This window comes from Photorhabdus heterorhabditis, assembly GCF_018448905.1.
Classification (GTDB): domain Bacteria; phylum Pseudomonadota; class Gammaproteobacteria; order Enterobacterales; family Enterobacteriaceae; genus Photorhabdus; species Photorhabdus heterorhabditis.
Window position 1 is genome coordinate 108,327 of the sequence record NZ_RCWA01000001.1, and the last position, 26,262, is coordinate 134,588.

Sequence of the window (26,262 nt, forward strand, 5' to 3'; positions counted from 1 at the left end):
CTAAGTTTAGGATCGTTTACTTCGATACAAGCGAGCAGTTATCCATTAAAAGAAATGCGTTGATGGTATTAATGAAAACAACTCTTTTTGGTATCACATTTGAAAACGTACAAACCTGCATTATTAAAGTGAAGTTTTGGTATTTGAATAGTGTGTGATTTAACCCACTATTCGTAGTGTGCTGCTAATAACAATTGTAGTCAATACTATTTATGTTTGCCACCATTCAGAAGGATGAGCGTGATTATAATTTGGTGAGAGTTTGTATGAGTTGTTTTTTCTTTAATAGTTAAGTAGGAAACGATTAAAAGTGGTGAAGAGTATCTTTGCTTGAAGATTCTCCAATTTAACTATTATTGGTAGGTTTACTTATAAATGGTTTGGTCTATATAATTTTCTACAATTCACCCTTCCACACGATTAAGAAGTTATATTTAAATAGTTGAGAAGTTATATTTAAACGATAGAAAACCTCATGTTCTGGTTGATGTTGGGATGCTCTTTCAGATAAGAAGTCATCGGTTGGATACTCATTACTTATTAAAGAAATTATCCCAGACATTTTCTATGGGGAAAATTATGTTTTTATCTTATATACCCAATAGATTTCAAGTTGCAGTGCGGCGGCAAGAGAACGCATCCCCAGGGGCATAGATAACGATGTGACTGGGGTGAGTGAGTGTAGCCAATAAAAAAGAGGCAACTTGAAAGATAACAGGTATAAAAGAAATCGGGAATTAAAAACCCCTCAACTGCTTATCGTGAGGGGCTATATTTAACTATCTTTTTTAGTTTTTACTCATTAAATGCTTCGGTTTCTCTATTGTTAGAAACTGATTTAGAGCGGACTTTCGCAAAGAAAACAAGAGTGATAACCGCCGTTGCTACCAGACCGATAATGACGGAAGTATTCCAGTTCAAAGCAAAACCTTCTGGAGCAAATGCCAGATAAGTGAAACATACCGCTGTCATAAACATGGCTGGCAGGGTAGTGATCCAGTGGAATTTATCACGGCGTAGTAGCCATGCTGAAGCCGCCCATAACATGACCATTGCTGTGGTTTGGTTCGCCCAGCCGAAGTAACGCCAGATGATATTGAAATCAGTTTTGGTAATCAGATAACCGACAATAAACATTGGTACACTTAATAACAGGCGTTTAATCATTTTTTGCTGAGGAATATTCAGGAATTCAGCAATAATAAGACGAGCAGAGCGGAATGCTGTGTCGCCGGAAGTGATTGGCAAAATCACCACGCCGAGGATTGCCAAAATGCCGCCGACCGTGCCCAGCAGAGAAGTAGAAACTTCGTGAACGACCAAAGATGCCGTACCTTTATCGATCACTGCCTGTAGAGCGTTAGTATCTTCATAGAAGCTCAGACCCAGCGTACACCAGATCAGCGCGATAATACCTTCACCAATCATTGCACCGTAGAAAACAAAGCGGCCATTCTTCTCATTCTGCATGCAACGCGCCATTAGCGGCGATTGGGTGGCGTGGAAACCAGAAATTGCGCCACAGGCAATAGTGACAAACAGTAGTGGCCAAATAGGTAGATCTTTCGGATTAAAGTTAGTGGCGAAATCCAGTCCTTGTGAATAGAAAGGTTTATCACTCATAGCTAAACCGACCATCAGCGCGACAGACATAAATAGCAGCAATGCACCGAACAGTGGGTAGAGACGGCCAATGATTTTATCGATAGGAACCAAGGTTGCGAGAATATAGTAAGCAAAAATAACGCCAACCCAGATGGCAATGTTATCCCAGCCCATAGAGTCTTTGAGTAAGTTGTTTAGTAAACCAGCCGGACTCAGAACAAATACCACACCAACCAGCATTAGCAGAATGACAGCAAAGATATTCATGAAATGCTTCATAGTCTTGCCCAGTTCATTACCGACGATGACGGGCACTGATGCTCCGCGAGCACGAACACTGAGCATACCGGAGAAGTAATCGTGTACTGCGCCGGCAAAAATGCAGCCGAATACAATCCACAACATGGCGAGTGGACCATAGAGGGCACCAAGAATCGGGCCGAAAATGGGGCCAACACCGGCAATATTCAGTAACTGAATCAACCAAACTTTTGGGGTGGACATGGCGACATAATCGACACCGTCAGCCATAGAAATAGCGGGAGTTTTTCTTTCTGGTCGAATGGTGAATATTTTTTCGACAAATTTGCCGTATATGAAATATCCAGCCAGAAGAAGACCGATACAGAACAGGAACCACAACATAAAATAATACCTTACTCTACTTTTTTGATCTGGCTGCTACTTTATCGTTTCATAAGAAAAATACCGTGAAGTAATTCGCTTTTTACTTTTCCACTCTGTTTTCTAATTAGAAATACGATTAAAGTAAAAAGTCATTAATTAGCCAGGAGGTGGTTATGCTATATATCTTCGATATGGGTAATGTGATTCTTGATATTGATTTTAAACGAGTTTTAGCTGTATGGAGTAATCTGAGCGGTACACCTCTTGCGACGTTGACTAAAAGTTTCTCTATGGGCGAAATGTTTGAAAAACATGAGCGTGGTCAAATAACTGATCTGGAATTCGCGGATATTTTATGCCAGGAAATGAGTATTTCACTCAGTTTTGAGCAGTTTGAGGCTGGATGGCATGCTGTTTTCATTGATATTCGACCTGAAATCATTCAGATAATGAATAAATTACGTGAAGCAGGGCATCGGGTCGTGGTGTTATCCAATACAAACCGTCTGCACCTGGATTACTGGCCACATAATTACCCTGAAATTGCAGCATCGGCTGATTACCTTTATCTGTCCCAGGATTTGGCAATGCGTAAACCAGAACCTGATATTTTCAAATATGTTCTTGATACAGAAGGTTTTTCACCGGATCAAACTGTGTTTTTCGACGATGTGCTGGAAAATGTGGAAGCAGCCAGTGCACTAGGGATCAAGGGGGTTCATGTTGTTGATAGACAGACAGTCCCCGATTATTTCAAAGCGATCGATTTTTCTGAATAAAATGAGGGATTATGCGGAAATATACTGATGCTAATCTCTGAACAAGGAAAAAATATGATTGCGTTAATCCAGCGAGTCACACAGGCAAATGTGGTTGTTGAGAACGAAATTGTTGGAGAAATTGGTCACGGCTTGCTGGTATTGCTGGGTGTTGAAAAAGAGGATGATCAACAGAAGGCAAAACGGTTATGTGAGAAGGTGATAGGGTATCGGATATTCAGTGATGAGCAGGACAAAATGAACTTGAATGTCCAACAGGTCGGAGGCAGTTTGCTGGTTGTTTCCCAGTTTACGCTGGTTGCCGATACCCAAAAGGGCATGCGCCCAAGTTTTTCTGGCGGAGCAAACCCGGATAAGGCCGATGAATTATATCGTTATTTTGTTGAACGATGTTGCCAAAGTGGTGTAAAAACAGAAACCGGGCGGTTTGCTGCCGATATGAAAGTCAGCCTGACAAATAATGGGCCAGTCACTTTCTGGTTGCAGGTCTAGAACGGAAAACAGCCAGTAAAGCGCAACCATCCCCGATGACACATCATGATCAAGAGAAAAGGGCCGTTTCTATGTATTATCTGCGAGTACCTGAAACAGAACAAGAACTGGAAGCATATTACCGATTTCGTTGGGAAATGTTGCGTAAGCCGCTGAATCAGCCTGTAGGCTCTGAGAAAGATGGTTATGACACTATGGCTCATCATCAGATGGTCGTGGATGAGAAAGGTAACCCAGTGGCGGTAGGGCGTTTATACATCAATGCGGATAGTGAAGGCGCAATCCGCTTTCTGGCAGTACATCCTCATGTGCAAGGTAGAGGGTTAGGAAAATTAATCGCAATGGCCCTGGAATCCGTTGCCCGTCAGGAAGGTGTTAAACGGGTAGTGTGCAGTGCTCGTGAATATGCGGTGGAGTTTTTTAGTAAATTAGGGTTTGAAAACCGCGGGCCAATTACCAGCCCGCAAACGACACCGGTTCGCCATTTTCTGATGATAAAACCGGTTGCAACTCTTGATGATATTCTTCACCGGCCAGATTGGTGCAACGAACTGCAAAAAGCCTGGTACAAACATATTCCCCTCAGTGAGAAAATGGGGGTGCGGATTTCTCAATATACCGGCCAGAGTTTTATTACCACGATGCCGGAGGCAGGGAATCAAAATCCTCACCAAACTCTCTTTGCGGGTAGTTTGTTCTCATTGGCAACGCTGACCGGTTGGGGGTTGATCTGGCTGTTGTTACAGGAACGCCAACTGGGGGGAGATATTATTCTGGCTGATGCCGATATCCGTTACAAAAAGCCGGTTATTGGCAGGCCAAAATCTGTTGCGGATCTTAAAAATATGAGTGGCGATTTGGCTCGTTTGGCACAGGGCAGCAAAGCGAGAGTGAAGTTGGAAGTGACGGTGAGTGGTGATCATGGGCTGGGTGCCGTGTTTACCGGCACTTATATAGTGCTGCCAAATGCTTACACGGCGATAGCTTAGGTTTTACAGTGGCATTAAATATGCCACTGGTGGTATTTGGCGCTATAGAATACAGACTTTGTGTGTTTATTAATCTGACAACCTTGATTTGTGTCCACAATAGTCCTACGATAAGGGAGCAAACAGTCAGAAGAGGGGGATACTATGAATACGGCCATATTAAAAGTTCGTGTTCCTGAAGAATTAAAAAATGCGGTAGTGAGAGCTGCTCAGGATAACAGTTTGGATATGTCTAGTTTTGTCCGCCTGGTATTAACCAGAGCGACAAAGGAACGCCACATTCCTAATGCCACAACGCAGGCGGCGATCCGTGAGCTAGAAAGTGGTGGTGGTACAAGTGTAGATACCGTAGATGAATTTTGGGATGAAATTTTTAAATAAAATATGCTCAAAATTCGATATTCATCTGCATTTAAAAAGGATTTAAAACCCTTTCAGCATGATAAATCAGCTATTTCTGTTATTAATACCGTATTAAAACTGCTTGTCACGGAAAAACCACTTCCCCGTGAATATAAAGAGCACTCATTGAAGGGAAATTATATTGGGTATCTGGAATGTCATGGAAAGCTGGATCTCCTATTGATTTATAAGAGAACTGAGCAAGAGGTTTTCTTATATCGGGTTGGAAGTCATGCAAAACTATTTAAGCAGTGATCTCATCCCAAATAGCCCAATTTTTGGGCTATTTGGTGTTACTGGGTGTTTACACGGCTATAGCTTAATAACTGAACAGGTTTCACAGCCCATTGTAGATATCTGCCCTTTATTGATGGTTTGAGTTTCTTTGCCTGATTGTTTATCAGTAGCATCAAGTATGCCATTGATGGAGCTTTTCACGTCGTCAGCAGAAAGATCTCCTTGTATCCGCAGAGTGAAATTACCTTTGCCCTGTAATTTCAACGGTACCCACTTCCAATGAGGCAAAATCACTAAATCGGCATCTATTCCCTGGAAATCTAAAGTGAATGGCTTATGCACTTGTTGATCTATTGTGCCCTTAGCTTTCAGTAGCCCATCATCAATAGAGGCATCTAATTGGTCAAGGATTAGTTTATTGCCTTCCGTGTGTAATTTAAGGTAAGGACGATGTAATTCAACTTTGTTGAATGTTGCGCTGGTGGCGCTCAGGTTTGAAGAGCCGTTCCAGATCCCCCATTTCCCTTCTTTTAATAATTTCATGTCATCTATATGACCATTGAGAGCGGTCAGCTGGAATGGAAAATCGGGATTAATATCAATCAACAAGCTGTTATTAATCGTCAGCTGGTTAATGGAAAATTCGGATATCCACTTAGGAAGGGATTCTTTCAATGACTGATGCCAATTTTCTGGCAAGGTATAACTTAAACCAGCAACCGTTGCATTTGTAATGTTGAGTTGCTTTGTTTGGTGATCCCATTGAGCTTTGGCGTGGAATAATCCCTTTTCCCAACGGGTAGTGAGATTGGAAATATGGAGTTCATTGCCTGCAAGGCGCAGGTGACCAATAGCGTCGGTGAAATGCAGATCATTCAGCGTAGTATCCATGACGTTGAAATCAATGATGCCTTCTTTTGCTTGCCAGCTCCCGTTAGTCAAACCAATATTTTTTACTGAGGCATCCAAATAGTTAGCAGACCAGTTTTTGCCTTCCAATTTAGCATTAGTCAGGCTCAGATCTTTGATGCTGATTGCAGGTAATTGACTCACTTTTAGCCATAACTCTTCAAGAGTCATTGGCGTTTGCCAGCGAACATTGCTGATAAGTAAATTATCCCATTGCCAGCTACCATCGGGCAGACGTTGTCCATTACCCGATATTGAACCCTGTGCCAATGTTGCACCAAGTGAACGGATAATCAGGGTATTCTGCTGGCTATCTCCTTGCATAATGACTTTTTCAAGAGGAATACCATTCAGATTCAGCTTATTGGCACTAAACTGAAATTTGCCATTCCCTGACAACTCATTTGGTTGCGGGTTCCAGGGGGTTATGCCGCCGGTAATGTTTTGCCCCTGAATTTGCCAGTCTGCATTTTCTGACTGAATAGCCATCTGATTAAGTTGCAGGATATTGGCGCTAAAAGGCAGGGATTGTCGTTGGTCTTTTATGGTTAATTGGCCCTGTTGTAATAACAAACGATGAAAATGACGTGGAGCAGTGAGCTGTTGCCAGTTGAAATCGAATGACGCAACTTGAGCGGCTAAAGTGAAAGTGTGTTGCTTATTGCTCATGACGATATCGGAGAACGCCAGGGTTTTAGGTTGTGACCAGCTATGTTTAATCTTGCTAATTTGAACCTGATAGCGACTATTATTACTAAGCCATTGACTAAGCTGATGTGCTCCCCAGTTTGTTTGCATCACAACATAAACAGTGACCACTGCCAGTATTAGCAGTAATAACAGAGTAACCAGCGATTTTCCTAACCATCTCATCATTAGACTCCAGCCTAATCGGTTTAACCAATGTCCTTTTATGCCGTAATTTTCTTGTTCTCTCAAGAGATGGTGTATATACCCAATAGATTTCAAGTTGCAGGGTGGCGGCAAGTGAACGCAGCCAACAAAGCAGCAGCTTGAAAGATGAAGAGTATAAAAGTTATGAATCAGCAGGGGTTATTATTTGTAACATTTGCATAATTGGGCATAAAAATAGAGAAACCAATCGATAACCATGTCGATTACCCGCTTTTATGATGTAAGATGTCAAAATAAATGAAAAAATAGGTCATTATTAGTGAGTTTATTTCAATGAAAATAATCTCTAAGTATTTATTTTTATTTAATTGTATTTTTATTTCCTATACAAAGCTGAATTTTTTGTTAAAATTTTAGAGCATTTTTAGTTCTATTGATAGTTATATTGTCTGATTAATATAACGCTTAAAATTATCAAGAGTGGTTTAGTAATATCGAAAAACTCTGCCAATAAATTAATGTATCACGAAGTGATTAGCAATAAAGTAATAATTTAATTGCATGATTAAACCTATTTTTATCTTGGTTTTATGGATGTTTGGAATAAAACGTCGTGATTGATTTTACTTATTTTCCAGTGAATATACCCAATAGATTTCCAGTTGCAGGGCGGCGGCAAGTGAACGCAGCCAACAAAGCAGCAGTTTGAAAGATGAAGGGTATAAATAATGTCAGGAATATACTATGTCAGATGAAATGAAACACAAATCGCCGGATGAAAATAATACCCGTATCACCCGCCCACTAAATGGCAAGGAATATCTGGAAGGGTTAAATGATGGTCGGGAAATTTGGGCTTATGGTGAGCGTATCCACGATATTACCCGCCATCCTGCTTTTCAAAATCCAGCCCGCGCTGTTGCGAAACTCTATGATGCCTTGCACGATCCTGCTCATCGTGACGTACTGACTACAGCGACGGATACGGGCAGCTGTGGTGTGACACATCCCTTTTTTCGTATCCCGCGCTCACAGCAAGATTTAATTGCTGATCGTGATGCTATCGCCGCGTGGGCGCGCATAAGTTACGGTTGGTTAGGGCGAAGCCCTGATTATAAGGCTTCGTTTCTTACCACACTGGGCGCAAATCCAGAGTTCTATGGTGATTTTGCTGATAATGCGAAAACCTGGTACACCCGTTCACAGGAAAAAGTGCTCTACTGGAATCACGCAATTATTAACCCGCCAATAGATCGTCATTTACCCGCAGATGAAATTGGTGATGTTTGTGTTCATGTGGAAAAAGAGTGTGATGATGGATTAATTGTTAGCGGTGCTAAAGTCGTTGCCACGGGATCAGCGATCACCCATTACAACTTTATCGGCCATTATGGTTTACCGATCAAAAAACGGGAATTTGCATTGGTCTTTACTTTGCCGATGAATTCACCGGGGTTAAAATTAATCTGTCGCCCCTCTTATGCACTGGCGGCGAATAAAATGGGAAGCCCTTTTGATTACCCACTCTCTTCCCGCTTTGATGAGAACGATACCATTATTGTTTTGGATAAAGTGAAGGTCCCTTGGGAAAACATATTTATCTATGGTGATGTCGAGAAAACATCGTCGTTCTTTTCTGAAGCTGGCTTTTTTCATCGGGCATTACTACATGGCGTCACCCGGCTAGCCGTTAAACTTGATTTTCTTTGTGGATTAATTATTAAAGGCGTTGAAGCGACGGGTACGCAGGGTTTCCGTGGTGTGCAAACACGTATTGGTGAGGTATTAGCATGGCGTAATATGTTTTGGGCGATGAGTGATGCAATGGTTAAATCACCTCAACTGTGGCATGGGGGGGCTTTATTACCGCGATCTGAGTATGGAATGGCTTATCGTTGGTTTATGACACTAGGCTACCCACGGATAAAAGAAATTATTGAGCAGGATTTAGGGAGTGCGCTGATTTATGTTAATTCCCATGCCAGTGATTTTACTAACCCGGAACTTGCTCCTTATCTTAATAAGTATGTGCGTGGCTCAAATGGTTATAGTGCTGTTGAACGCGTAAAACTGATGAAACTGATTTGGGACTCTATCGGCACAGAATTTGCCGGTAGGCACGAATTATATGAGCGCAATTACTCTGGCAACCATGAAAATATAAGAATTGAACTGCTATCAGCTGCCCAGGAATCAGGGTTAGTGGATCAATTTAAGGGATTTGCTGAGCAGTGTATGAGTGAATACGATCTTAATGGTTGGATTGGTGACGATTTTATTTGGCCTTCCAGTCGCTAGGCTAAACCATAATCACGCACGACTATGATTTGATGTGCGTGATTATTGAGTTGGGTATCTGCAACCTGATATTGGATTTCTCGGCGGATATTATTTTTCCTGAGGAAATACCAGATTAAGAATGATAGCTGTCAGACCACCAGCGGCAATACCGGAAGAGAGTAGTGTTTTCAGCCAGTCAGGCGCGAATTGTAAAATCAGTGGCTGTTGAGCAACGCCCATCCCAACCGCTAAAGAGAGTGCAATAATCATAATTGCCCGGCGGTTAAGTGCCTCTCTGGAAACGATACGGACACCAGACGCGGCAATTGTACCGAACATCACGATAGTGGCACCTCCCAATACCGGTTCAGGGATCTGTTGTACAAATCCTGCCACCGCAGGAAACAGACCTAACAGAATCAGCATCAACGCCACGGCATAACCCACATGACGGCTGGCAACACCGGTTAACTGGATAACCCCGTTATTCTGTCCAAAGCAAGAATTCGGGAAAGTATTGAATACGGCAGAAAGCATAGAATTTAGGCCGTTAGCTAAAACACCGCCTTTAATACGCTTCATATATAGAGGCCCGCTGACCGGTTGCTCTGAAACGTCAGACGTTGCGGTAATATCGCCGATGGTTTCCAGTGAAGTGACCATAAAAATCAGCATTAATGGGATCAGCAGATTCCAGTCAAAGGAAAGACCATAATAGAGTGGCGTAGGAATCGTTATCAATGAACTATTCTCCGGTACCGTTGCTTGTGGCAGCATCCCCATTAGCCAGGCGACAACATAACCAACCGCCATTGCAATTACCAGAGAAGCGACACGTAGGTAAGGATTACGCTGGCGGTTCAACAAAACAATCACCGCTAACACAACACCTGCCAGAAACAGATTATCTGGAGAACCAAAAGTATGATTTTCGATAGCAGAGAATCCGCCACCGATAGAAGTTAATCCAACCTGAATCAGAGACAAACCGATAATCATTACAACAACACCGGAAACCAGCGGTGTGATAATTCTCCGGGCCAGATGCAATACGCGGGATAACAGAATTTCTGTCATGGATGCCAACATTAGAGTACCGAATAGTGCTGCCATCATCGTCGGGATATCTGCCCCACCGTTTTTGAGTGCCAGACCGCCCATAATTAATGGAGAAACAAAGTTAAAACTGGTTCCTTGAATAGAAAGTAAACCAGAACCGACAGGCCCCCAGGTTCGGATCTGGATTAATGAAGCTACCCCTGAAGCGAACAGGGACATGCTGATAATCCGCTGTGTATCGTGAGCAGGCAGCCCCAGCGCCTGACAGATTAAAATTGCTGGTGTGATAACCGCGACAAACATTGCCAGTAAATGCTGGCAAGCAGCAAACAACGTTTGTAGCAGCGGTGGCCGATCTTCCAGGCGATAAATCAATTCATTGTCTGATTTTTTCGGGGATATTGTTGCAGCTTGTTCAGGGGATGAAGTGAACATGGTGTGAAATTCCGGACTGACAAAAAACGCATTTTAATGATCAACTGCGCAAAAGCAATCGTTTGCGTAAAAATTCTATTCTTTATCATGATTCACTCTGGTCACATTTTTATATGTTTTAACTTGTGTTTGTTGCAGATTTTTTTTCTAATCCAGCGTTGCCTGCTTTTGGCGTTTTCTAAAGGATGAGTATAACGTCGTAATAACTTACATAATTTTAACAATATAGCTGGGGTACATAGATGTATCATCTTGATGTTTATGGCACGCTCGTTGCGTCCGCATTAGTACTATTACTTGGGCGTAAACTTGTACAATCAGTTCCATTTCTTGAAAAATACACCATTCCTGAACCTGTCGCGGGTGGCCTGTTAGTTGCTCTGATTCTTTTAATACTGAAGCAAACGACTGGTTGGGAAATCAACTTTGATTTGTCTCTTAAAGACCCTTTGATGTTAACTTTCTTCGCTACTATCGGCTTGAACGCGAATCTCTCCAGCCTGAAAGCGGGGGGTAAGGTTCTTTTCACTTTTGTCTTCGTCGTTGTTGGCTTGTTGTTGGTTCAGAACACGGTGGGTATCGCGTTGGCTGAACTGCTAGGACTGGACCCACTAATGGGCTTGCTGGCGGGGTCTGTTACGTTGTCTGGTGGTCATGGTACGGGGGCTGCGTGGGGTAAACTGTTTAGTGAGCGTTATGGTTTTGAAAATGCGACAGAAGTGGCAATGGCCTGTGCGACTTTCGGTTTAGTACTGGGTGGTTTGATTGGTGGTCCAGTTGCTCGTTTTCTGGTGAGAAACACCCAAACTCCGGGTTTGAGGTCAGATGATACGGAAGTACCAACCGCATTTGAAAAACCTTATACCGGTCGGATGATCACCGCGTTGGTCATGTTGGAAACAATCGCATTGATCGCCATCTGTCTGATGGCAGGTAATTTTGTGTCTGAACTTCTGCAAGGTACATGGTTTGAATTACCGACATTCGTTTGTGTGTTATTTATCGGGGTTATCCTGAGTAACAGTTTGTCGGTGTTAGGTTTTTACCGGGTCTTTGACCGGGCGGTTTCTGTACTGGGTAACGTGAGTCTTTCACTGTTCCTGGCAATGGCATTAATGAGCCTGAAACTGTGGCAGATGGCGTCACTGGCATTGCCAATGTTGGTTATCCTCACCATCCAAGCCATCGTCATGGCGTTGTATGCAATTTTTATCACCTATCGGGTGATGGGTAAAAACTATGATGCTGCGGTTCTGGCGGCGGGTCACTGTGGTTTCGGCTTAGGGGCAACACCTACCGCTATTGCGAACATGCAGGCGATTACCGATCGCTTTGGACCATCTCATGTGGCGTTTCTAGTGGTGCCGATGGTAGGCGCGTTCTTTATTGATATCGTCAACGCGATTGTGATTAAGCTCTATCTGCTGTTACCGGTATTCCCGGCGGTGTAGGGGAAATTAGCAAGATACTGCGCCAGCGATTCAGTTGGTGCAGTATTGTGATTGTGTCGCGTCTGTTTCCAGAAGAGGAATCGCTACCAAGCCGTGGGCAATTTTCGCTACATTGGCAGGTAGGATTGCTACACCAAGGTTAGCGGAAACAAAGCAAATCATATTCGCAACTAGGCGGCCACCAAGGGCCGCGCATGTTGCAGCTTGTCAGCCAAAACCTCATTTATGTTTATGAAACAATGAATAATTGACAGTATATGGAACACCATTTACATGGTAAATAGTCAGACCGCTGACAAACCTTGTTAAAAATAACGGTGTCCGTGTACGGCTTCGCATCTACAAAACTGCGCTCTATCGTCTCTGGCGGGAAAGTCTGGCGAGGTGGTCTTTTACTGTGTTTTACTTATAATTTATCGAATTCGAAATAGTAAAAAGGATGAGCAACAATGAAGCTTTTCAACGTTCTGGGATTTCGTTGGGACCGGTCTGCTGTTCCTCTTATTATCCCGATTTACTCCATTGAACGGGTATGCTTCCGTTTTCACCGGATGTTGCCAGAATTTGTTTGGGATGCCAGCGTGCTTGAAGGCAATCCTTTTACTTTCCCGGAAGTGAAGACATTATTGGACGGTGTAACTGTCGGTGGTAGGAAGGTTTCTGATCAGGAGCAAGTACTTAATCTCGCAAAAAGTTCTAAACGCTTGTTATCTCTGGTGAAAAAAGGTCAATTTGAGTTGACCAAAGCTACATTTACTGAACTTCACAGCATAGTTGCCCGCAACGAAGCCTTGGAGTGGGGACGGTTCCGTGGAGAAGGGCAGGAGATAAATTACACTCCAGATGTCAGTTTGGGTGAGTATGGCCGGCATACTCCGTTACCTACCGTACCCGATGCACCAGAATTGAACCGCATTTTTCAAGCCGGTATGGCGGCATTGGATGAGTGTCAGCCTTTCGAAAAGGGGGCCGCATTTTTCCTTTTTGGGGCATTACAGCAATTCTTTTTCGACGGTAACAAACGTACTTCGCGTTTCATGATGAACGGTATCTTGATGTCGAATGGCATCGATGCAATCAGCGTGCCTGCGGCAAAACTACATGAGTTCAACGAAAAGATGGTGCGCTTCTACTTGAGCAAAGATGCGACTGAGATGATGATATTCCTTGTGGATTGCCACCCGGAAGCAGAGCAAATTCGTGCGGCGAATACACGAAATTAGCGATCACTGCGCTTGGCCTGTTTGGGATTCGTCCCGATATGTTTTCAATCATGTATTATCATAATGTGTGCGTTCGGGTAACCAATGTTCAATTTATGTTCTTTCCCAACGCTTGACGATAAAAAAGTCATTTTGTTTTTATCGTCAACGCTTATTTTCGCTCTCAAAATGGTCTCTGGTATGAGCCCATGGCGGGATTCCACTTTGTTTACCCTGCCATGTGGTAATTCATCTATCTGATAAAAAAGTTTAGCCGCTTATTTTATTGCGAATTAAATAACCTGAACTTCGCTTAAGAAGAAAATAAAAATATCTGAGATACGATCAACATTTTTGTCAAAGAAAATTTAAGACATCTCAGTCAGCTCGGTTTCTTGCTTAATATTCCTTCAATATAAAAGAAAGTATGCTACCATTCACCGATGAAGAGAAAAAACACACCAACACCGCATGATGCTGTTTTTAAAAAGTTTTTAAGTCATATCGATACGGCCAGAGACTTCCTGGAGATTCATTTGCCTGCGACATTACGGGCAGTTTGTGATCTGGATACATTGCGGTTGGAATCAGGATCGTTTATTGAAGACAATCTGCGGGCGCATTATTCCGACATTTTGTATTCATTGAAAACGGCGCAGGGTGACGGTTACGTGTATTGTGTGATCGAACACCAGAGTTCCCCGGACAAAATGATGGCATTTCGGTTATTACGTTACGGGATTTCAGCCATGCAACGGCATCTGGAGCAGGGACATGAAAAATTGCCGCTGGTCATTCCGGTGTTGTTTTATCACGGGAAAATACAGCCGTATCCCTGGAGTACCAATTGGCTCGACTGCTTCGATGATCCGGCCCTGGCGAAGGAAATCTATTCCGGTCCCTTCCCGCTGGTCGATGTGACGGTCATATCCGATGATGAAATCCTGACGCACAAACGGGTCGCGTTATTGGAAATGGTGCAAAAACATATCCGGCAGCGAGATATGGCAGAGTTACTGCAAGAGTTGGTCATACTGCTGACGTATGATTACTATACGGATGAACAGCTAAAAAGCGTGCTAAACTACTTATTACAGGCGGGAGATACTGCCGATCCAGAGGGTTTTATCCGGCGACTGGCAGAACAGTCCCCGAGGTATGAGGAGGTACTGATGACAATAGCGCAGAAACTGGAGCAGAAGGGGCACCAGAAAGGGTTTATTGAAGGGCGTCTGGAAGGGCGCCAAGAAGGACGCCGGGAAGGGCACCAAGAAGGACGCGAGGAAGGGCACCAAGAAGGACGTCAGGAAGGGCACCAAGAAGGACGTCAGGAAGGACTCCAAGAAGGATTGAATAAAGGCGAAAAACGGGGGATACTGAAAATCGCATGTGCGATGATCGACATGGGTATCGACCGTGAAACGATAATGAAAACGACTGGGTTGAGTCAGAACGAACTTGAGCAAATACGCCACTAACTCGTGCTGAGAGTTTTTAATCAGTATTCAATGATTCATGTTAAAAGAGGATCTTACGGTGACTGTCAGAACAGTCACCGAAGTGAGAGTATCGACCGTGAAACAGTGATGAAAATCACTGGACTGAGCTTGAACAAATGCCTGACAAACTTACTATTGATACGTTATCGGCATAAAAATGCTTGAGTCAATGCACGAAACGCATAGAAGCGGCGCATTTACATTCCAAGCGATAAGACCGAGTCTGAATCTACGTGCTTCTGAAATCTCTGTTCTTAAGCAGAGCTGAGGTTAAATAAAGTGCCCCATGTTTTATGCTCTATAGATGGTTATGTGGATCTTACGTCTGATGTAACACCGCCAACACTTCAATACCCGTCGGAACTTCCCAGTAGTAAATGATGTGGCTCTCTACGGGGAAACTCAGCACACCAAAATAAAGATCCTCACTGCGATCACGACCGGGGGATGGGTGACGATCAAGAATTTTCGTCATAGTCACACGTAACGAAGTTGAATAAGCTTCCGCAACATTCGCCCCCCATCGGCGCATAGAATAGAGTTTTATTGCACGAATATGCTCTCTGGCTTTCTTCGTAAACTGGACACTTATCCCTAAGCCTTACCCTCAAGTTCATCAACCGTCAACGGTGCAAATACATTATCAATACTATGCAATTCGCCACGATCAGCTTGTGTAATAGATTCAGCCAGAACGGTTTTTAAATTCTGTAACTTGAGTTGTACGAACTGATCATACTCTTCAGGAGAGATAACCACGGCCACATGCTTACTAATTTCCACAGGCTCACGCTGAACTTTCATAATCAGATCACCAAACTGGTTCTTAGCCAGTTGTGCGGGAATAATTTCCATACATCACCTACCGTCTAAAATGGTTCGAATAGCTATTATGGTTAAAAGTGCATAGAGCTACCAGTAATCAAAATAGCCAACCGCCAACCTTTTGGATGGTCCAGGTTTACAACCCCTACACTGAAACCTTATTTTGAAATTGATCTAAATCACGGGCTTCATCTACCACCTTAGCGGTCAAATACACATTTGTACTACGTTTACCGGATTGTTTTCGTTCTACGGTTGAGACGCATTGTATTTTCATCAGACACCTATTTATGCGCATAAAACATGCCCATAAATTTATAGCAGATAGTGAGCATCATCAAGGAGTTCTAAGCTGAAAGTGCATAGTAAATATGATTAGTTAATCTATTAAGTATTATTTTGTTATTGCCGACCATTAACCAATGTCTGAGAAAAATATAATAATTCAACCTATAAAAAATCAAAGCAACTCACTTTTTTATAAATAGAAAATATATTGCGCCCCTTTTGGTGATTTTTATTCTTTGCTTTACAGATAATACTTAGTAGATTAAGTTGCATGTTTGCGTATTAATAAGAATAGCCATAAAGATGTACATCTTTATTAAATTATTCTGCTCAATCCTCATAATTTTAATTTTTACTCTTTATTGATAAAAATAATCTAAAACCAACTACAAAAAAACAATTTAGTATTAATCTATAGGTATCAGGAAATAATTTTTTTCTATTATCTGATATATCAAATATTGGGGCTAAACACCTGGTCTGGAAACGCTGACAGAAGAAGTTGATAAAACAACTGATTAATTATAAAGAGACTGGAGATATCTTTATCAATCAAGCAGAAAAACAAGCATTAGGGGCGAAAGTAGCAGACCGTTGAATATAAATAGTTCAGGAATGGAGATTCCATTCCTGATTATAGTGATTTAATTGGGTCTCATACTCAATTAAATCGGATGACAAATTCTCATTTATTTATCTTGATGAGATATATTGGTGCCGCTATCTTGTACATAATCATCAAAAATAATAATAAAACTGTTCTGCGAAGCAGAATATGATTTTTCAATACCTCTCTGTATTACTGACAATATAAAACCATGCGTATCGGAGAGATCCCACACCTTGACATCTTCACAATCAAGATCTAAATATTCCTCTCTACCTTCCTCTCCACATTTATTAACCGAAACTTTAACTGGTTCAGTTGAGAGATTTTTAACATAAATCATAAATCCTCCACTATATCAATAATGAATGTTTTTATTAAATTCAATGATGTAAGAAAAATTAAATAAAAAAACTAGTGCGATAATAAAATTTTTTAGACAGCTGGTATCGAATATAAAGAGTCTATCCGGCTACCGTTATTTTCAACATAGCTAGTATAAATAATTATGTAGCCATTTGATTTTATTGAATACAACATTGTGGCACTATCTTTTCGTGCTACTGACATTAAATAACCGCGCTTATCTGATCTACCCCATTGAGCCACCTCTCCTGGAGGAATATCAATATATTCATCATCACCTTCGTCACTACTCCATTTACTAATTGCAACTTTAACCACATTATCTGAAATATTTTTGGCATAAATCATATTAAACTCTCCATTATATCAACGTAGATTTATTTAGCTCTAACTTAAAAACACCCTAATATGTATCATAATGAAATATAAGTATAGATAAGAAAACCAACAAAACTACTATTATTTGCGTGACCTCCATCAAGGTTTTATACTTCGAAAAGAAAATATTCAAAATTACATTCATTGGGTTAATAGAAATATTTACTATTTAAACTTAGTAATTCGATATTACATTAATTAAAATTTCCTATCATAGATTTATCTATCCCCTATGGATTTCAAGATGCATTGCGACGGCAAGGGAGTGAATCCCCGGGAGCATAGATAACTATGTGACCGGGGTGAACGAGTGCAGCCAACAAAGAGGCAATTTGAAAGATGACGGGTATATTTCCGTTTTAACCTTTGAGCATAACATTGCGCTAATACCGCACACGCCATCAACTGAATTTGATGAAAAATAGCGGAACCGCCTGTCACCCCAATTATATTTTCTGGGAATATATTTTAACGCTGGTGCTAATTTAGGAATAATTGTGGTTCTATTTTCCATTCCTTTAGCAATAATACATTATCAATTTAATAGAATAATTAAAAGAAAGCTCTGTAGCAGAGCATCTTAATTATTGAATAAAGCCAGATATCCGTATTTTTGGCAGCGGTGAGAAACGAAAAGCCCGCTCTGATATATACCCTATGGATTTCAAGATGGATCGCGGCGGCAAGGGAGCGAATCCCCGGGAGCATAGATAACTCTGTGACCGGGGCAGGGCGGGATTCTACTTTGCGTAAAAATTATACATTTCGCAGATATTGATAATTTCTCACATTCAATACGATTTTATTGATAGGTTTTGATATCTAAATAAGATTCCAAAATAGTGCTACATCTTATACCACCCATAATTCTATGTATAACAGTGGGTTGAAGAAGGCCATGTGTAGCAAAATTATGAAACGTCATTTAGCATGAACATTTATTGAGCTAGTAGAGGGTTGTTTTTATCCACAATAACCATATAGAAAATGTGAGATCCCGCCCTGGTGACCGGGGTGAGTGAGTGCAGCCAACAAAGAGGCAACTTGAAAGATGACGGGTATGTTCTCAATCACGCATTACTATAATGTGCCCGTTCCGGTAACCAGCGTTCAATTAAGGCGCGAGCATGTTCAGGATAGTGTTGGTGGATATGCCGGGCAATACGCTGTACTTCCGGCAACATTCCCTGATCTCTCAACAAATCAGCCACCTTAAATTCCGCATTCCCTGTTTGACGCGTCCCCAACAATTCACCGGGGCCACGAATTTCCAGATCTTTCTGTGCGATAACAAACCCATCATTACTGTCTCTAAGCACTTGCAGGCGTATTCTGGCGGTACTGCTTAGCGGCGTTTTGTAAAGTAAAACACAATGAGAGGCGATAGCCCCACGGCCAACTCGTCCGCGTAATTGATGTAGTTGCGCCAAGCCAAGCCGTTCCGGGTTATCAATGATCATCAAACTGGCATTTGGCACATCGACACCCACTTCGATAACCGTTGTTGCAACCAGAAGCTGTAGTTCTCCACGCTTAAAAGCTTCCATCACTTGCTGCTTTTCTGCGGCTTTCATTCGGCCATGTACCAACCCAACTTTTAATTCCGGCAAGGCGAGCGTCAATTCTTCACTGGTGACTTGCGCAGCCTGAGCTTCCAGCACATCGGAATCTTCAATCAGTGTACAGACCCAATAGGCTTGTCTGTTTTCATCAAGGCAGGCATTTTTGATCCGTTTGATAATCTCTTCACGGCGTGTATCCGGGATCGCAACCGTTGTGACCGGGGTTCTCCCCGGTGGCAGCTCATCAATAATAGAAGTATCGAGATCTGCATAAGCGGTCATGGCTAAGGTACGGGGAATCGGGGTGGCCGTCATAATCAATTGGTGCGGATGAAAACCCTGTTCGCGCCCCTTTTCCCACAAAGCCAGACGTTGATGCACACCAAAACGATGTTGCTCATCAATAATCACCAGCGCCAGACCGGAAAATTTCACCTGTTCCTGAAACATGGCATGTGTACCAACAATCATGGCGACCTGCCCGCTGGCAATGGCTTCTTGCTGTTTCTGACGTGCTTTCCCCTTTTGCTTGCCAGCCAGCCAGCCGATCTGAATACCCAAAGGCTCCAGCCATTGTCGGAATGTATTTGCGTGTTGTTCTGCCAGTAGCTCAGTTGGCGCCATTAAGGCGACCTGCTTACCATGCGCAATAACCCGCAACGCAGCCAATGCGGCAACCAGCGTTTTTCCCGAACCAACATCTCCCTGAATCAGCCGCATCATGGGAACATCTTTTGCCAGATCTTGCTCAATTTCCGCTGCAACCCGTTGTTGCGCGTTAGTTGGAGAAAATGGCAGGTGGTTGAGGAACTGCTGTTTTAACTTGTTTTCAGTCGGCAGCGATTGAGCGTGATGGCGTTGTGCACCCGCTCTAACTGCTAACATACTCAAATGATGCGCCAGAAGTTCTTCCAGGATCAGACGGCGCTGGGCTGGATGTTTGCCGGTTTCCAGATCAGCCAGCGCAATATCTGGCGGTGGACGGTGCAGGGTATGTAATGCTTGTGGCAGGCTGATCATCGAACGGCTAAGTTCTTCCGGCAGGAGTTCGTTGATCGCACAGGTATCAAGCAATTCCAGCACCTGATCAATCAGCTTGCGGAGAGCTGCCTGACGAACCCCTTCTGTTGTCGGATAAATAGGCGTTAATGTTTCTTGAAGACGTACATTTCCAGCATAGTTTTGAATCTTATACTCAGGATGGATAATTTCTGCGCCCTGACTCCCTTTTCTGATTTCACCATAGGCAACAACTTGTTTCCCTTTGACCAGATTGTTTTTCATTGTCGCAGAGAAGTGAAAAAAGCGCAGTGTAAGCACACCGGTACCATCACTGATTTGGCAGATCATCATCCGGCGGCGACCAAAAACAATATCAGTGCGCAGGATTTCCCCTGTGATTGTGGCATGGATACCGGGCAAAAGATCATTAATCGTATAAAGGCGGGTCTGGTCTTCGTAACGAAGAGGGAAGTGCAATAGCAGATCCTGCAAGTTGATCAGGCCCATTTTTGCCAGTTTAGCTGCCTGACTTGCCCCGACGCCATGCAGGGAAGTTAAAGGGATGGCATCAAGCAGTTGGCCTTTCATGCGATTTATTCTCTCCATTGATTGCTTGACAGTTCGTCATGTTTCATTGGTTGCGAACCGGTCTTGCTTATTTTCCATAATAATACAGACCGGGTTAAGGTAATCAACGTAATATTTTCCTAATAATTGGTTGAAAATCATGTCAATACACTGCGGGGAAACACCTGTAATCATCAAGGTTATCAACCAAATTTAACAGCATGTTCCCGTAATGATGAAAAAATAATCAAAAAAAGGTGTTTAAATCCTACCTCTCATCTGTATAACCCTCTGTGTCCCCGGTGAACAACATACCATTTGGGCAAATTGATGGTGTGTATTTTATTCCTTGGTTCTGTTTGTTGCTGGCTTATGTCTCGAAGTTGGGAACGATTCTGTCAGGGGGGAATAATAGCCGGGTTATGCTATCAATATGTTTGGAGAAATAGTCATGGGCCAAAGAAAATATCTGACTCAGTCAGAAGTGGAAAGTATGTTGGAAATGGCGAAAGTCGGTGCTAATCCAGAGCGGAACTATTGTCTGGTGTACATGAGTTTTATCCATGGTTTTCGTGTCAGCGAAGCCAGGCATTTACGATTATCTGACATGGAGTTGAAAGAAAGATGCCTGTACATCCGGCGATTAAAGGGGGGATTTTGTACTAACCATCCCCTATTGCGTCGTGAGGTGCGGGCGATTAAGGCATGGCTGAAAGTGCGCAAAACTTTCTTGGGGGCGGATAGTGATTGGTTGTTCTTGTCACGCTCAGGGAAGCCACTTACGCGCCAGCGGATTTACCAGATTATTACTCGATTAGGGCAATTGGCGAATATTGCTGTCGTTCCGCATCCGCATATGTTGCGTCATGCCTGTGGTTTTGCCCTTGCAGACCGGGGAGTGGATACTCGACTGATACAAGATTATCTTGGACATAAAAACATTCGCCATACTGTACGTTATACCGCGAGTAATGCTGAACGTTTTCAAGGAGTTTGGGGCGTGAAGGGTAAACTTTAATCACTACAATTAGGACCATTTTGACAATCAAGATACACCCACCGCGAAACTATACTGAAGATTTTCTAATAAAGAAAGATACAGAATTGTATATCTTTGTAAAGCATTATGTATTCTAACACAGCTATATCAAAATAACCTAATTTTCCCCTGAATCCCCCCAAAATACCTCGCTTCCCAGGCTCCTTTCTTGAAATTGTTGATTTCATTTTTCAGATTCAACAATAAAATATTCTTAAATTTTGTAAATAGTCATTGAATTATTTTGTTTGTGGCGAATTTTTGAACATAAGTTTCAGGGTGTATCTTGATTGTCAAAATGGTCCTAATTGACAATTTTATGTACAGCTAAGTGTTGCTGATAATCAGCAAATGGTATGTAAAGTTAAGTCTGATTTTTGTTCGATAGTTAAGCGGGATTAATGAAATGAAAAAGATATTAAAGATAAGCGTCGTGGCGGCGTTGGTTTTGGGGGCAGCTTCGGCTGCTAATGCGGCGAATAATGCCATAGTAAATGTTACCGGTATGATTGTGGCTGCAACATGTGATGTTACCAACCCTGGTTCAAATGGGTCGGTGGATACGGGGAACCATACAAACACAGCTTTTGACGCCGCAGGTACGAAATTTCCAGGCACAGGAATTTCAAAATTTATAAAGGAAAGTGAAAGGCATTTCACTATTGGTCTTAGTAACTGCTCTAAAGAAAATACAGATGCAGGTAAAGTTAAGTTGTATGTGACAGGCCAAACCTTGCAGAAATCAGGGGGTTATCTCTTTAACAAAGAGACTGATAAATCGGCAGGTATAGTACTACTAAATTCTCTAAAAAATAATGTATTCACGCCTATTAAAAGTGAAAGCACGGTTCCTATGATTGTTTCTACTGTGAAAAAAGACAACAAAGAGGAACCTGATATGACGAATAGTCATGCAGAATTTGTTGTATATATAGCCACAACGGGCGAAGATATTCCTGGAAACCAGCAGATTACTGCCCCCATCACCTTCTCCTATGCGTATAACTAATGCTTATGTTGTTTCAGCCTGAGGGATGCTTCCTCAGGCTCCTTCGATGAAAAATTTTAGATGATTGATGGTGCCTTTTATTAGGCGACTATTGGCTAACCGAGCCAAAATATGAGAAACAAAAAATGATTAATAAACTCCGACTTCCTAACATAATAATAAAAGGCTTGGTATTGAGCGCGTTTTTGTACGCGTCACAGAGTCTGGCTGAAGGCGGGTTTGGCATCAATGCTACACGTATTATTTTCTTACAAGATAAAACCGAAACAACAGTCTCAGTACGCAATACAACAACCAATATCCCTTACCTAGTGACAACTAAGATTACTCGCACTGTTGACGGTAACGGTAAAGCACCCTTTTACGTCTCTCCTCCTTTATTCCGTTTGGACCCTAAGGGAACCAATGTCCTGCGCATCTTAGGTGATACCAGTAAGTTGCCAACCGATCGGGAGAGTGTCTTTTATTTTAATGCCTCTGCTATTCCCGGTAGTAATAATCCTCCGGGCCAGCGCTTTGAAAGCGCCAAAATTGGCGGTGGAATAACTTATGCCATCGGCAACACCATCAAACTATTTTATCGGCCAACGGGGTTAGTGGGTACACCAGAGCAGGCATACAAAGCGCTGCGCTTTACCCATGCTGCCGGGGGCATTCAAGTCAGTAACAATTCGCCTTATCACATCAGCTTTACCCAGATCAAAGTTGATGGGGCACCAGTGAAGTTTTCTGAAAGTCATCCGCAAATGCTGGCACCTTTTAGTACCCACGTTTATCCCGCTCAGAATAGTCAGAATAAAAAGAAAGTGGAATGGGCGGTGATCAACGATCTCGGTGGAGGAGATAACTTCGATGGCGCAATCCAATAAAACCGGTATCTCAATGGTTCTGTATGTACGCAGGTACCTGAGTTACATCGGCATGGCGGGGGTTTTGTGGCTTTTTTCTGCTCCTTTGTGGGCGAAGAATTCTGTCGATGCCAAGTTTAAGGCCACAATTACTCAAGGGACGTGTGATATCTCTGCGAGCGACAGCAATATCGAACTAGGTACTGTGCAATTTAAAGACGTAGTATCAGGCAAAATCAACAAGGAAGCCTATCTGACGCTGAAAAATTGCACTGCTGTGGTCAATAAAGACAGTATTACTCCCACAATCACCGTTACCGGCGATCACGTTGATACGGATGAAACACTGTTTCGTAATCGTGGTACAGAAAGTACAGCTTCAACGGCGGAAATGGGCATTACTGTGCAATTGAAGACACTCAATGGCGGGGAGTGGTCCTCGAATTTGAAGAATGGTGTCCCATTTCACTTGGCTAATAAAGGCACAATCATAAATGACCACGCCCCTTCTGTTTCTGTGCCGGTCAAGTTTTCACTGAGGTGTGCTCAAGTCGCCGGTGAACTGGCAGCTGATTGCAAAAAGACAGGCAAAATCAGCGCAACGATGACATTTACGTTTGATTATCGCTGATGTTATCGGCATTGCAGTGCGATATCCGTTAACAGAAAAGTCATAGAATTAATTTGAGGCAAGTACGATGTTTGGGACAGTGACAGGACAAGAAAAGAATAGGCTGAATGACCCGTTGGCCTGTCTGACCAAGGGCAGATATGCGGTAATGCGCTGCTTCTGCTGTTCTATATTGGTTCTATTGTTTCTGGCGGTCAGTGGGGTGGCTGAGGGGCATTACGAAACAAAAACGAGTGGAGTGGATGTGGAGTTTCAAGCTACGATTATTCCAGACCCTTGTGATATGGAGATAAGCAGCGGAGGTACGCTGGATTTCGGTTCGTTGTCGGCAGCGAGTTTTGCAAAGCCAGGGGATATATTAAGCCCTCATAAGCTTCAATTGAAGTTGACTAATTGTGGCTATCCGAATGCTAATACTGGCAGTGATCCCGAGATATTTGTGGAAGGTACTACCATCAACAACGGACGCACCATGTTCCGTGATTCTGATGGCCCTGATAGTTCTGAGGGATTGGGATTTGTTCTCATGTATTCAGTGTCGGATGATGGAGACGACGAGATTGATTGGGATGATTTAATAATCGCTGGCCGGGGTGTATCGCTAAACAATGATCTTAGTATTGAAATTGAAGACCAGCAGGCGGAAGTTCCTATAGTGGTAGCGATCGCTAGGGAGCCGCAGGGTGATGGTGTTATTCGACCGGGTCAATTACATGCGAGTGTCACTTTTACATTTACCTATCGGTGAGGGCAGTTTGTCACGGAGGATATAAAGTGGGAAACGAGTGATAAGGGGAGTTGGATGAAAATGAATAATAAAAAACGTATGAACAGTTGTTTAATAGGCTATCGCAATCGGACAAAGTCTTTGTTACTCGTCATGATAATGGTCGGGTTGAGTGCCAATCTGGTTCTGCCGGTGCAAGCTCAAACTGGACCTTACGAGACAACTGCTAATTTTTCATTGACCGGTTTTCTGTTGCCCCCGACTTGTGTGCTGTCAGTGAATGGCATGTCCGGTGGCACATATTCTATAAATTACGAAAAACCTTACAGGGCCAGTCAGTTCAAGGATGGTGCATCTCTGGAAGAAACGAGAAGAACGTTAAAATTCACTCTGTCGGGTTGTAATCAGGCGCCTCTCAAAGGGGACGGTACTCAAATTAGAAAGCAACCGACCCTGTTCGTATGGGGTAATAAGGACACTGATAGTAACAATCCTTACCTTTTCAGGACGATAGGTTCTAACGCTAAGTGGGTGGGAATGTTGCTGAGCAAAGAGGGGGGCGTTAACCCGGGATTAGTCGAGGTGAAGTCTATTCTCGACCCGGTACGCTTCGATTTTGAACCGAACCTTGATAATAACGATGGTCAATCCATGACATTTTCGGCGGTTATGGCCGGTGATAAAGGACATAGAGTGGTCGGAGGAGTTCTAATTGCCATTATACATTTTGAGTTTGAGTATTCGTGATAACTAAATTCAGGTACGCCTGATAAATGTTGCCGGAAGTGAAGTGGAAGGTATGAATATAAAAACGGTGAATATGAAAGCGTGGATAATAGGATTATTGGGGCTATGGGCAATGATGGCGTTACCGGCTCATGCCGGTCTGATGCTAGGACAGACACGGCTGGTTTATCATCAAAGCGACAAAGTACAAAGTATCTCGTTGCAGAATTCGGGTGATAGCGCGTATCTGATACAAGCGGCAGTGACCTCTTGGGATGATATCAAGGCTCGGTCATCGGCGTTTACTGTGCTGCCCCCCTTATTTCGTCTAGAGGGTAACAGCGCGAATGTGATGCGCGTTATCCGTACCGGTGGTGATTTCCCGGCTGATCGTGAGTCACTGTTTCGTCTTCGCATCAATGCGATTCCTGCGGGGGTAGCTCCCCGTGAGTCTGATGGGCAACAGGATAAGGTTGATGCATCCTTGTCTATCTCGCTAGGTATGAACATTAAATTTATTTACCGGCCAGATAATCTACCGATGACACCGAAACAGGCGTATTCCCGGCTGACGTTTACGCGAACCAGCAATACCGTTGTGGTGGTTAATCCGACGCCGTATTACCAAACGTTTTCTTGGCTGAACCTGGCTGGTGAAAGCATAAACCTGAATAAAGCGCCATCCATGTTAGCGCCTTTTGGTCAGGTGACTTATTCCCTGACCGGCTTGGCCGGTAAAGCGGCTGATAAGGTGACGTGGGCGATGATGACCGATTTCGGGGGAGAAAGTAAGCCGCAGAACGGTGTATTGCAGAGCCACTAACCAATGTTTGGGACTGAGTAATATTTTTGGGATGAAGAAACAC

26 protein-coding genes are annotated in these 26,262 nt (G+C 43.0%); 16 read left to right on the forward strand and 10 right to left on the reverse strand.

Features of this window, described 5'->3' with window-relative positions:
• Nucleotides 1-795: 795 nt before the first annotated feature.
• Nucleotides 796-2,250: a carbon starvation CstA family protein gene (locus EAE89_RS00420; protein WP_149616176.1), complete on the reverse strand. Its 1,455-nt coding sequence runs from the start codon at nt 2,248-2,250 to the stop codon at nt 796-798.
• 155 nt (nt 2,251-2,405) lie between these two features.
• Between EAE89_RS00420 and yihX the strand changes: the two genes are divergently transcribed.
• From yihX to EAE89_RS00445, 5 genes are all read left to right on the forward strand, one after another.
• The gene (yihX, locus tag EAE89_RS00425; protein ID WP_214085170.1) at nt 2,406-3,011 is read left to right on the forward strand and encodes a glucose-1-phosphatase; all 606 of its coding nucleotides are present in this window, start codon (nt 2,406-2,408) and stop codon (nt 3,009-3,011) included.
• 54 nt (nt 3,012-3,065) lie between these two features.
• Nucleotides 3,066-3,503: a D-aminoacyl-tRNA deacylase gene (gene dtd, locus EAE89_RS00430; RefSeq protein WP_054476410.1), complete on the forward strand. Its 438-nt coding sequence runs from the start codon at nt 3,066-3,068 to the stop codon at nt 3,501-3,503.
• A gap of 71 nt (nt 3,504-3,574) precedes the next feature.
• Nucleotides 3,575-4,492 carry a fatty acid biosynthesis protein FabY gene (gene fabY / locus EAE89_RS00435; protein ID WP_054476411.1) on the forward strand — a complete coding sequence of 306 codons (918 nt, stop codon included), beginning with the start codon at nt 3,575-3,577 and terminating at the stop codon, nt 4,490-4,492.
• A gap of 144 nt (nt 4,493-4,636) precedes the next feature.
• Nucleotides 4,637-4,873 (forward strand): type II toxin-antitoxin system RelB/DinJ family antitoxin, encoded by a 237-nt coding sequence (locus EAE89_RS00440; protein ID WP_036768272.1) that lies wholly within the window; start codon nt 4,637-4,639, stop codon nt 4,871-4,873.
• Between the two features lie 3 nt (nt 4,874-4,876).
• On the forward strand, nt 4,877-5,149 hold the full coding sequence (locus EAE89_RS00445; RefSeq protein WP_054476413.1) for a type II toxin-antitoxin system RelE/ParE family toxin: 273 nt from the start codon (nt 4,877-4,879) through the stop codon (nt 5,147-5,149).
• Nucleotides 5,150-5,206: 57 nt separating this feature from the next.
• Here the strand turns inward: EAE89_RS00445 and EAE89_RS00450 are convergent, their stop codons facing one another.
• On the reverse strand, nt 5,207-6,913 hold the full coding sequence (locus tag EAE89_RS00450) for an AsmA family protein (RefSeq protein WP_214085171.1): 1,707 nt from the start codon (nt 6,911-6,913) through the stop codon (nt 5,207-5,209).
• Between the two features lie 726 nt (nt 6,914-7,639).
• Between EAE89_RS00450 and EAE89_RS00455 the strand changes: the two genes are divergently transcribed.
• On the forward strand, nt 7,640-9,193 hold the full coding sequence (locus EAE89_RS00455; RefSeq protein ID WP_149616174.1) for a 4-hydroxyphenylacetate 3-hydroxylase family protein: 1,554 nt from the start codon (nt 7,640-7,642) through the stop codon (nt 9,191-9,193).
• 90 nt (nt 9,194-9,283) lie between these two features.
• On the opposite strand, the gene EAE89_RS00460 is transcribed toward EAE89_RS00455, so the two are convergent.
• Nucleotides 9,284-10,669: a uracil-xanthine permease family protein gene (locus EAE89_RS00460; RefSeq protein WP_214085172.1), complete on the reverse strand. Its 1,386-nt coding sequence runs from the start codon at nt 10,667-10,669 to the stop codon at nt 9,284-9,286.
• 242 nt (nt 10,670-10,911) lie between these two features.
• Between EAE89_RS00460 and gltS the strand changes: the two genes are divergently transcribed.
• Nucleotides 10,912-12,120: a sodium/glutamate symporter gene (gene gltS / locus EAE89_RS00465; protein WP_214085173.1), complete on the forward strand. Its 1,209-nt coding sequence runs from the start codon at nt 10,912-10,914 to the stop codon at nt 12,118-12,120.
• Nucleotides 12,121-12,150: 30 nt separating this feature from the next.
• On the opposite strand, the gene EAE89_RS23940 is transcribed toward gltS, so the two are convergent.
• Nucleotides 12,151-12,282 carry a hypothetical protein gene (locus EAE89_RS23940; protein WP_262499901.1) on the reverse strand — a complete coding sequence of 44 codons (132 nt, stop codon included), beginning with the start codon at nt 12,280-12,282 and terminating at the stop codon, nt 12,151-12,153.
• 287 nt (nt 12,283-12,569) lie between these two features.
• Here EAE89_RS23940 and EAE89_RS00470 point away from each other — a divergent pair, with 287 nt between their 5' ends.
• Complete coding sequence (locus EAE89_RS00470; RefSeq protein WP_054476421.1) at nt 12,570-13,343, forward strand: Fic family protein; 774 nt, start codon at nt 12,570-12,572, stop codon at nt 13,341-13,343.
• Nucleotides 13,344-13,765: 422 nt separating this feature from the next.
• Nucleotides 13,766-14,800, forward strand: coding sequence for an Rpn family recombination-promoting nuclease/putative transposase (locus EAE89_RS00475; protein ID WP_214085174.1), 1,035 nt, complete (start codon nt 13,766-13,768; stop codon nt 14,798-14,800).
• A 340-nt stretch (nt 14,801-15,140) separates the two neighbouring features.
• On the opposite strand, the gene EAE89_RS00480 is transcribed toward EAE89_RS00475, so the two are convergent.
• The 6 genes from EAE89_RS00480 to recG all read right to left on the reverse strand — a co-directional run bounded on the left by EAE89_RS00480 (nt 15,141) and on the right by recG (nt 20,437).
• On the reverse strand, nt 15,141-15,413 hold the full coding sequence (locus EAE89_RS00480) for a type II toxin-antitoxin system RelE/ParE family toxin (RefSeq protein WP_214085234.1): 273 nt from the start codon (nt 15,411-15,413) through the stop codon (nt 15,141-15,143).
• 2 nt (nt 15,414-15,415) lie between these two features.
• Nucleotides 15,416-15,676, reverse strand: coding sequence for a type II toxin-antitoxin system prevent-host-death family antitoxin (locus EAE89_RS00485; RefSeq protein WP_214085175.1), 261 nt, complete (start codon nt 15,674-15,676; stop codon nt 15,416-15,418).
• Between the two features lie 115 nt (nt 15,677-15,791).
• Nucleotides 15,792-15,923 (reverse strand): type II toxin-antitoxin system CcdA family antitoxin, encoded by a 132-nt coding sequence (locus EAE89_RS23945; protein ID WP_262499899.1) that lies wholly within the window; start codon nt 15,921-15,923, stop codon nt 15,792-15,794.
• 700 nt (nt 15,924-16,623) lie between these two features.
• Complete coding sequence (locus EAE89_RS00490) at nt 16,624-16,884, reverse strand: hypothetical protein (RefSeq protein WP_214085176.1); 261 nt, start codon at nt 16,882-16,884, stop codon at nt 16,624-16,626.
• A gap of 92 nt (nt 16,885-16,976) precedes the next feature.
• A complete protein-coding gene (locus EAE89_RS00495) occupies nt 16,977-17,255 on the reverse strand; it encodes a hypothetical protein (RefSeq protein ID WP_214085177.1) in 279 nt (92 codons plus the stop codon).
• 1,100 nt (nt 17,256-18,355) lie between these two features.
• A complete protein-coding gene (gene recG, locus EAE89_RS00500; RefSeq protein WP_214085178.1) occupies nt 18,356-20,437 on the reverse strand; it encodes an ATP-dependent DNA helicase RecG in 2,082 nt (693 codons plus the stop codon).
• 430 nt (nt 20,438-20,867) lie between these two features.
• Here recG and EAE89_RS00505 point away from each other — a divergent pair, with 430 nt between their 5' ends.
• The 7 genes from EAE89_RS00505 (at nt 20,868) to EAE89_RS00535 (ending at nt 26,219) form a co-directional block, all read left to right on the forward strand.
• A complete protein-coding gene (locus EAE89_RS00505; protein ID WP_054480532.1) occupies nt 20,868-21,434 on the forward strand; it encodes a tyrosine-type DNA invertase in 567 nt (188 codons plus the stop codon).
• A 427-nt stretch (nt 21,435-21,861) separates the two neighbouring features.
• Entirely contained in the window at nt 21,862-22,464 is a 603-nt protein-coding gene (locus EAE89_RS00510) for a fimbrial protein (protein WP_054480528.1), read from the forward strand.
• A gap of 125 nt (nt 22,465-22,589) precedes the next feature.
• Nucleotides 22,590-23,333 carry a fimbrial biogenesis chaperone gene (locus EAE89_RS00515; RefSeq protein WP_054480526.1) on the forward strand — a complete coding sequence of 248 codons (744 nt, stop codon included), beginning with the start codon at nt 22,590-22,592 and terminating at the stop codon, nt 23,331-23,333.
• Nucleotides 23,317-23,943 carry a fimbrial protein gene (locus tag EAE89_RS00520; RefSeq protein ID WP_244866025.1) on the forward strand — a complete coding sequence of 209 codons (627 nt, stop codon included), beginning with the start codon at nt 23,317-23,319 and terminating at the stop codon, nt 23,941-23,943. Before EAE89_RS00515 ends, EAE89_RS00520 begins: the two co-directional genes overlap by 17 nt.
• A 67-nt stretch (nt 23,944-24,010) precedes the next feature.
• Complete coding sequence (locus tag EAE89_RS00525; protein WP_214085179.1) at nt 24,011-24,691, forward strand: fimbrial protein; 681 nt, start codon at nt 24,011-24,013, stop codon at nt 24,689-24,691.
• Nucleotides 24,692-24,751: 60 nt separating this feature from the next.
• Nucleotides 24,752-25,417: a hypothetical protein gene (locus tag EAE89_RS00530; protein WP_214085180.1), complete on the forward strand. Its 666-nt coding sequence runs from the start codon at nt 24,752-24,754 to the stop codon at nt 25,415-25,417.
• Between the two features lie 52 nt (nt 25,418-25,469).
• Nucleotides 25,470-26,219, forward strand: coding sequence for a fimbrial biogenesis chaperone (locus tag EAE89_RS00535; RefSeq protein WP_244866027.1), 750 nt, complete (start codon nt 25,470-25,472; stop codon nt 26,217-26,219).
• Nucleotides 26,220-26,262: the final 43 nt, after the last annotated feature.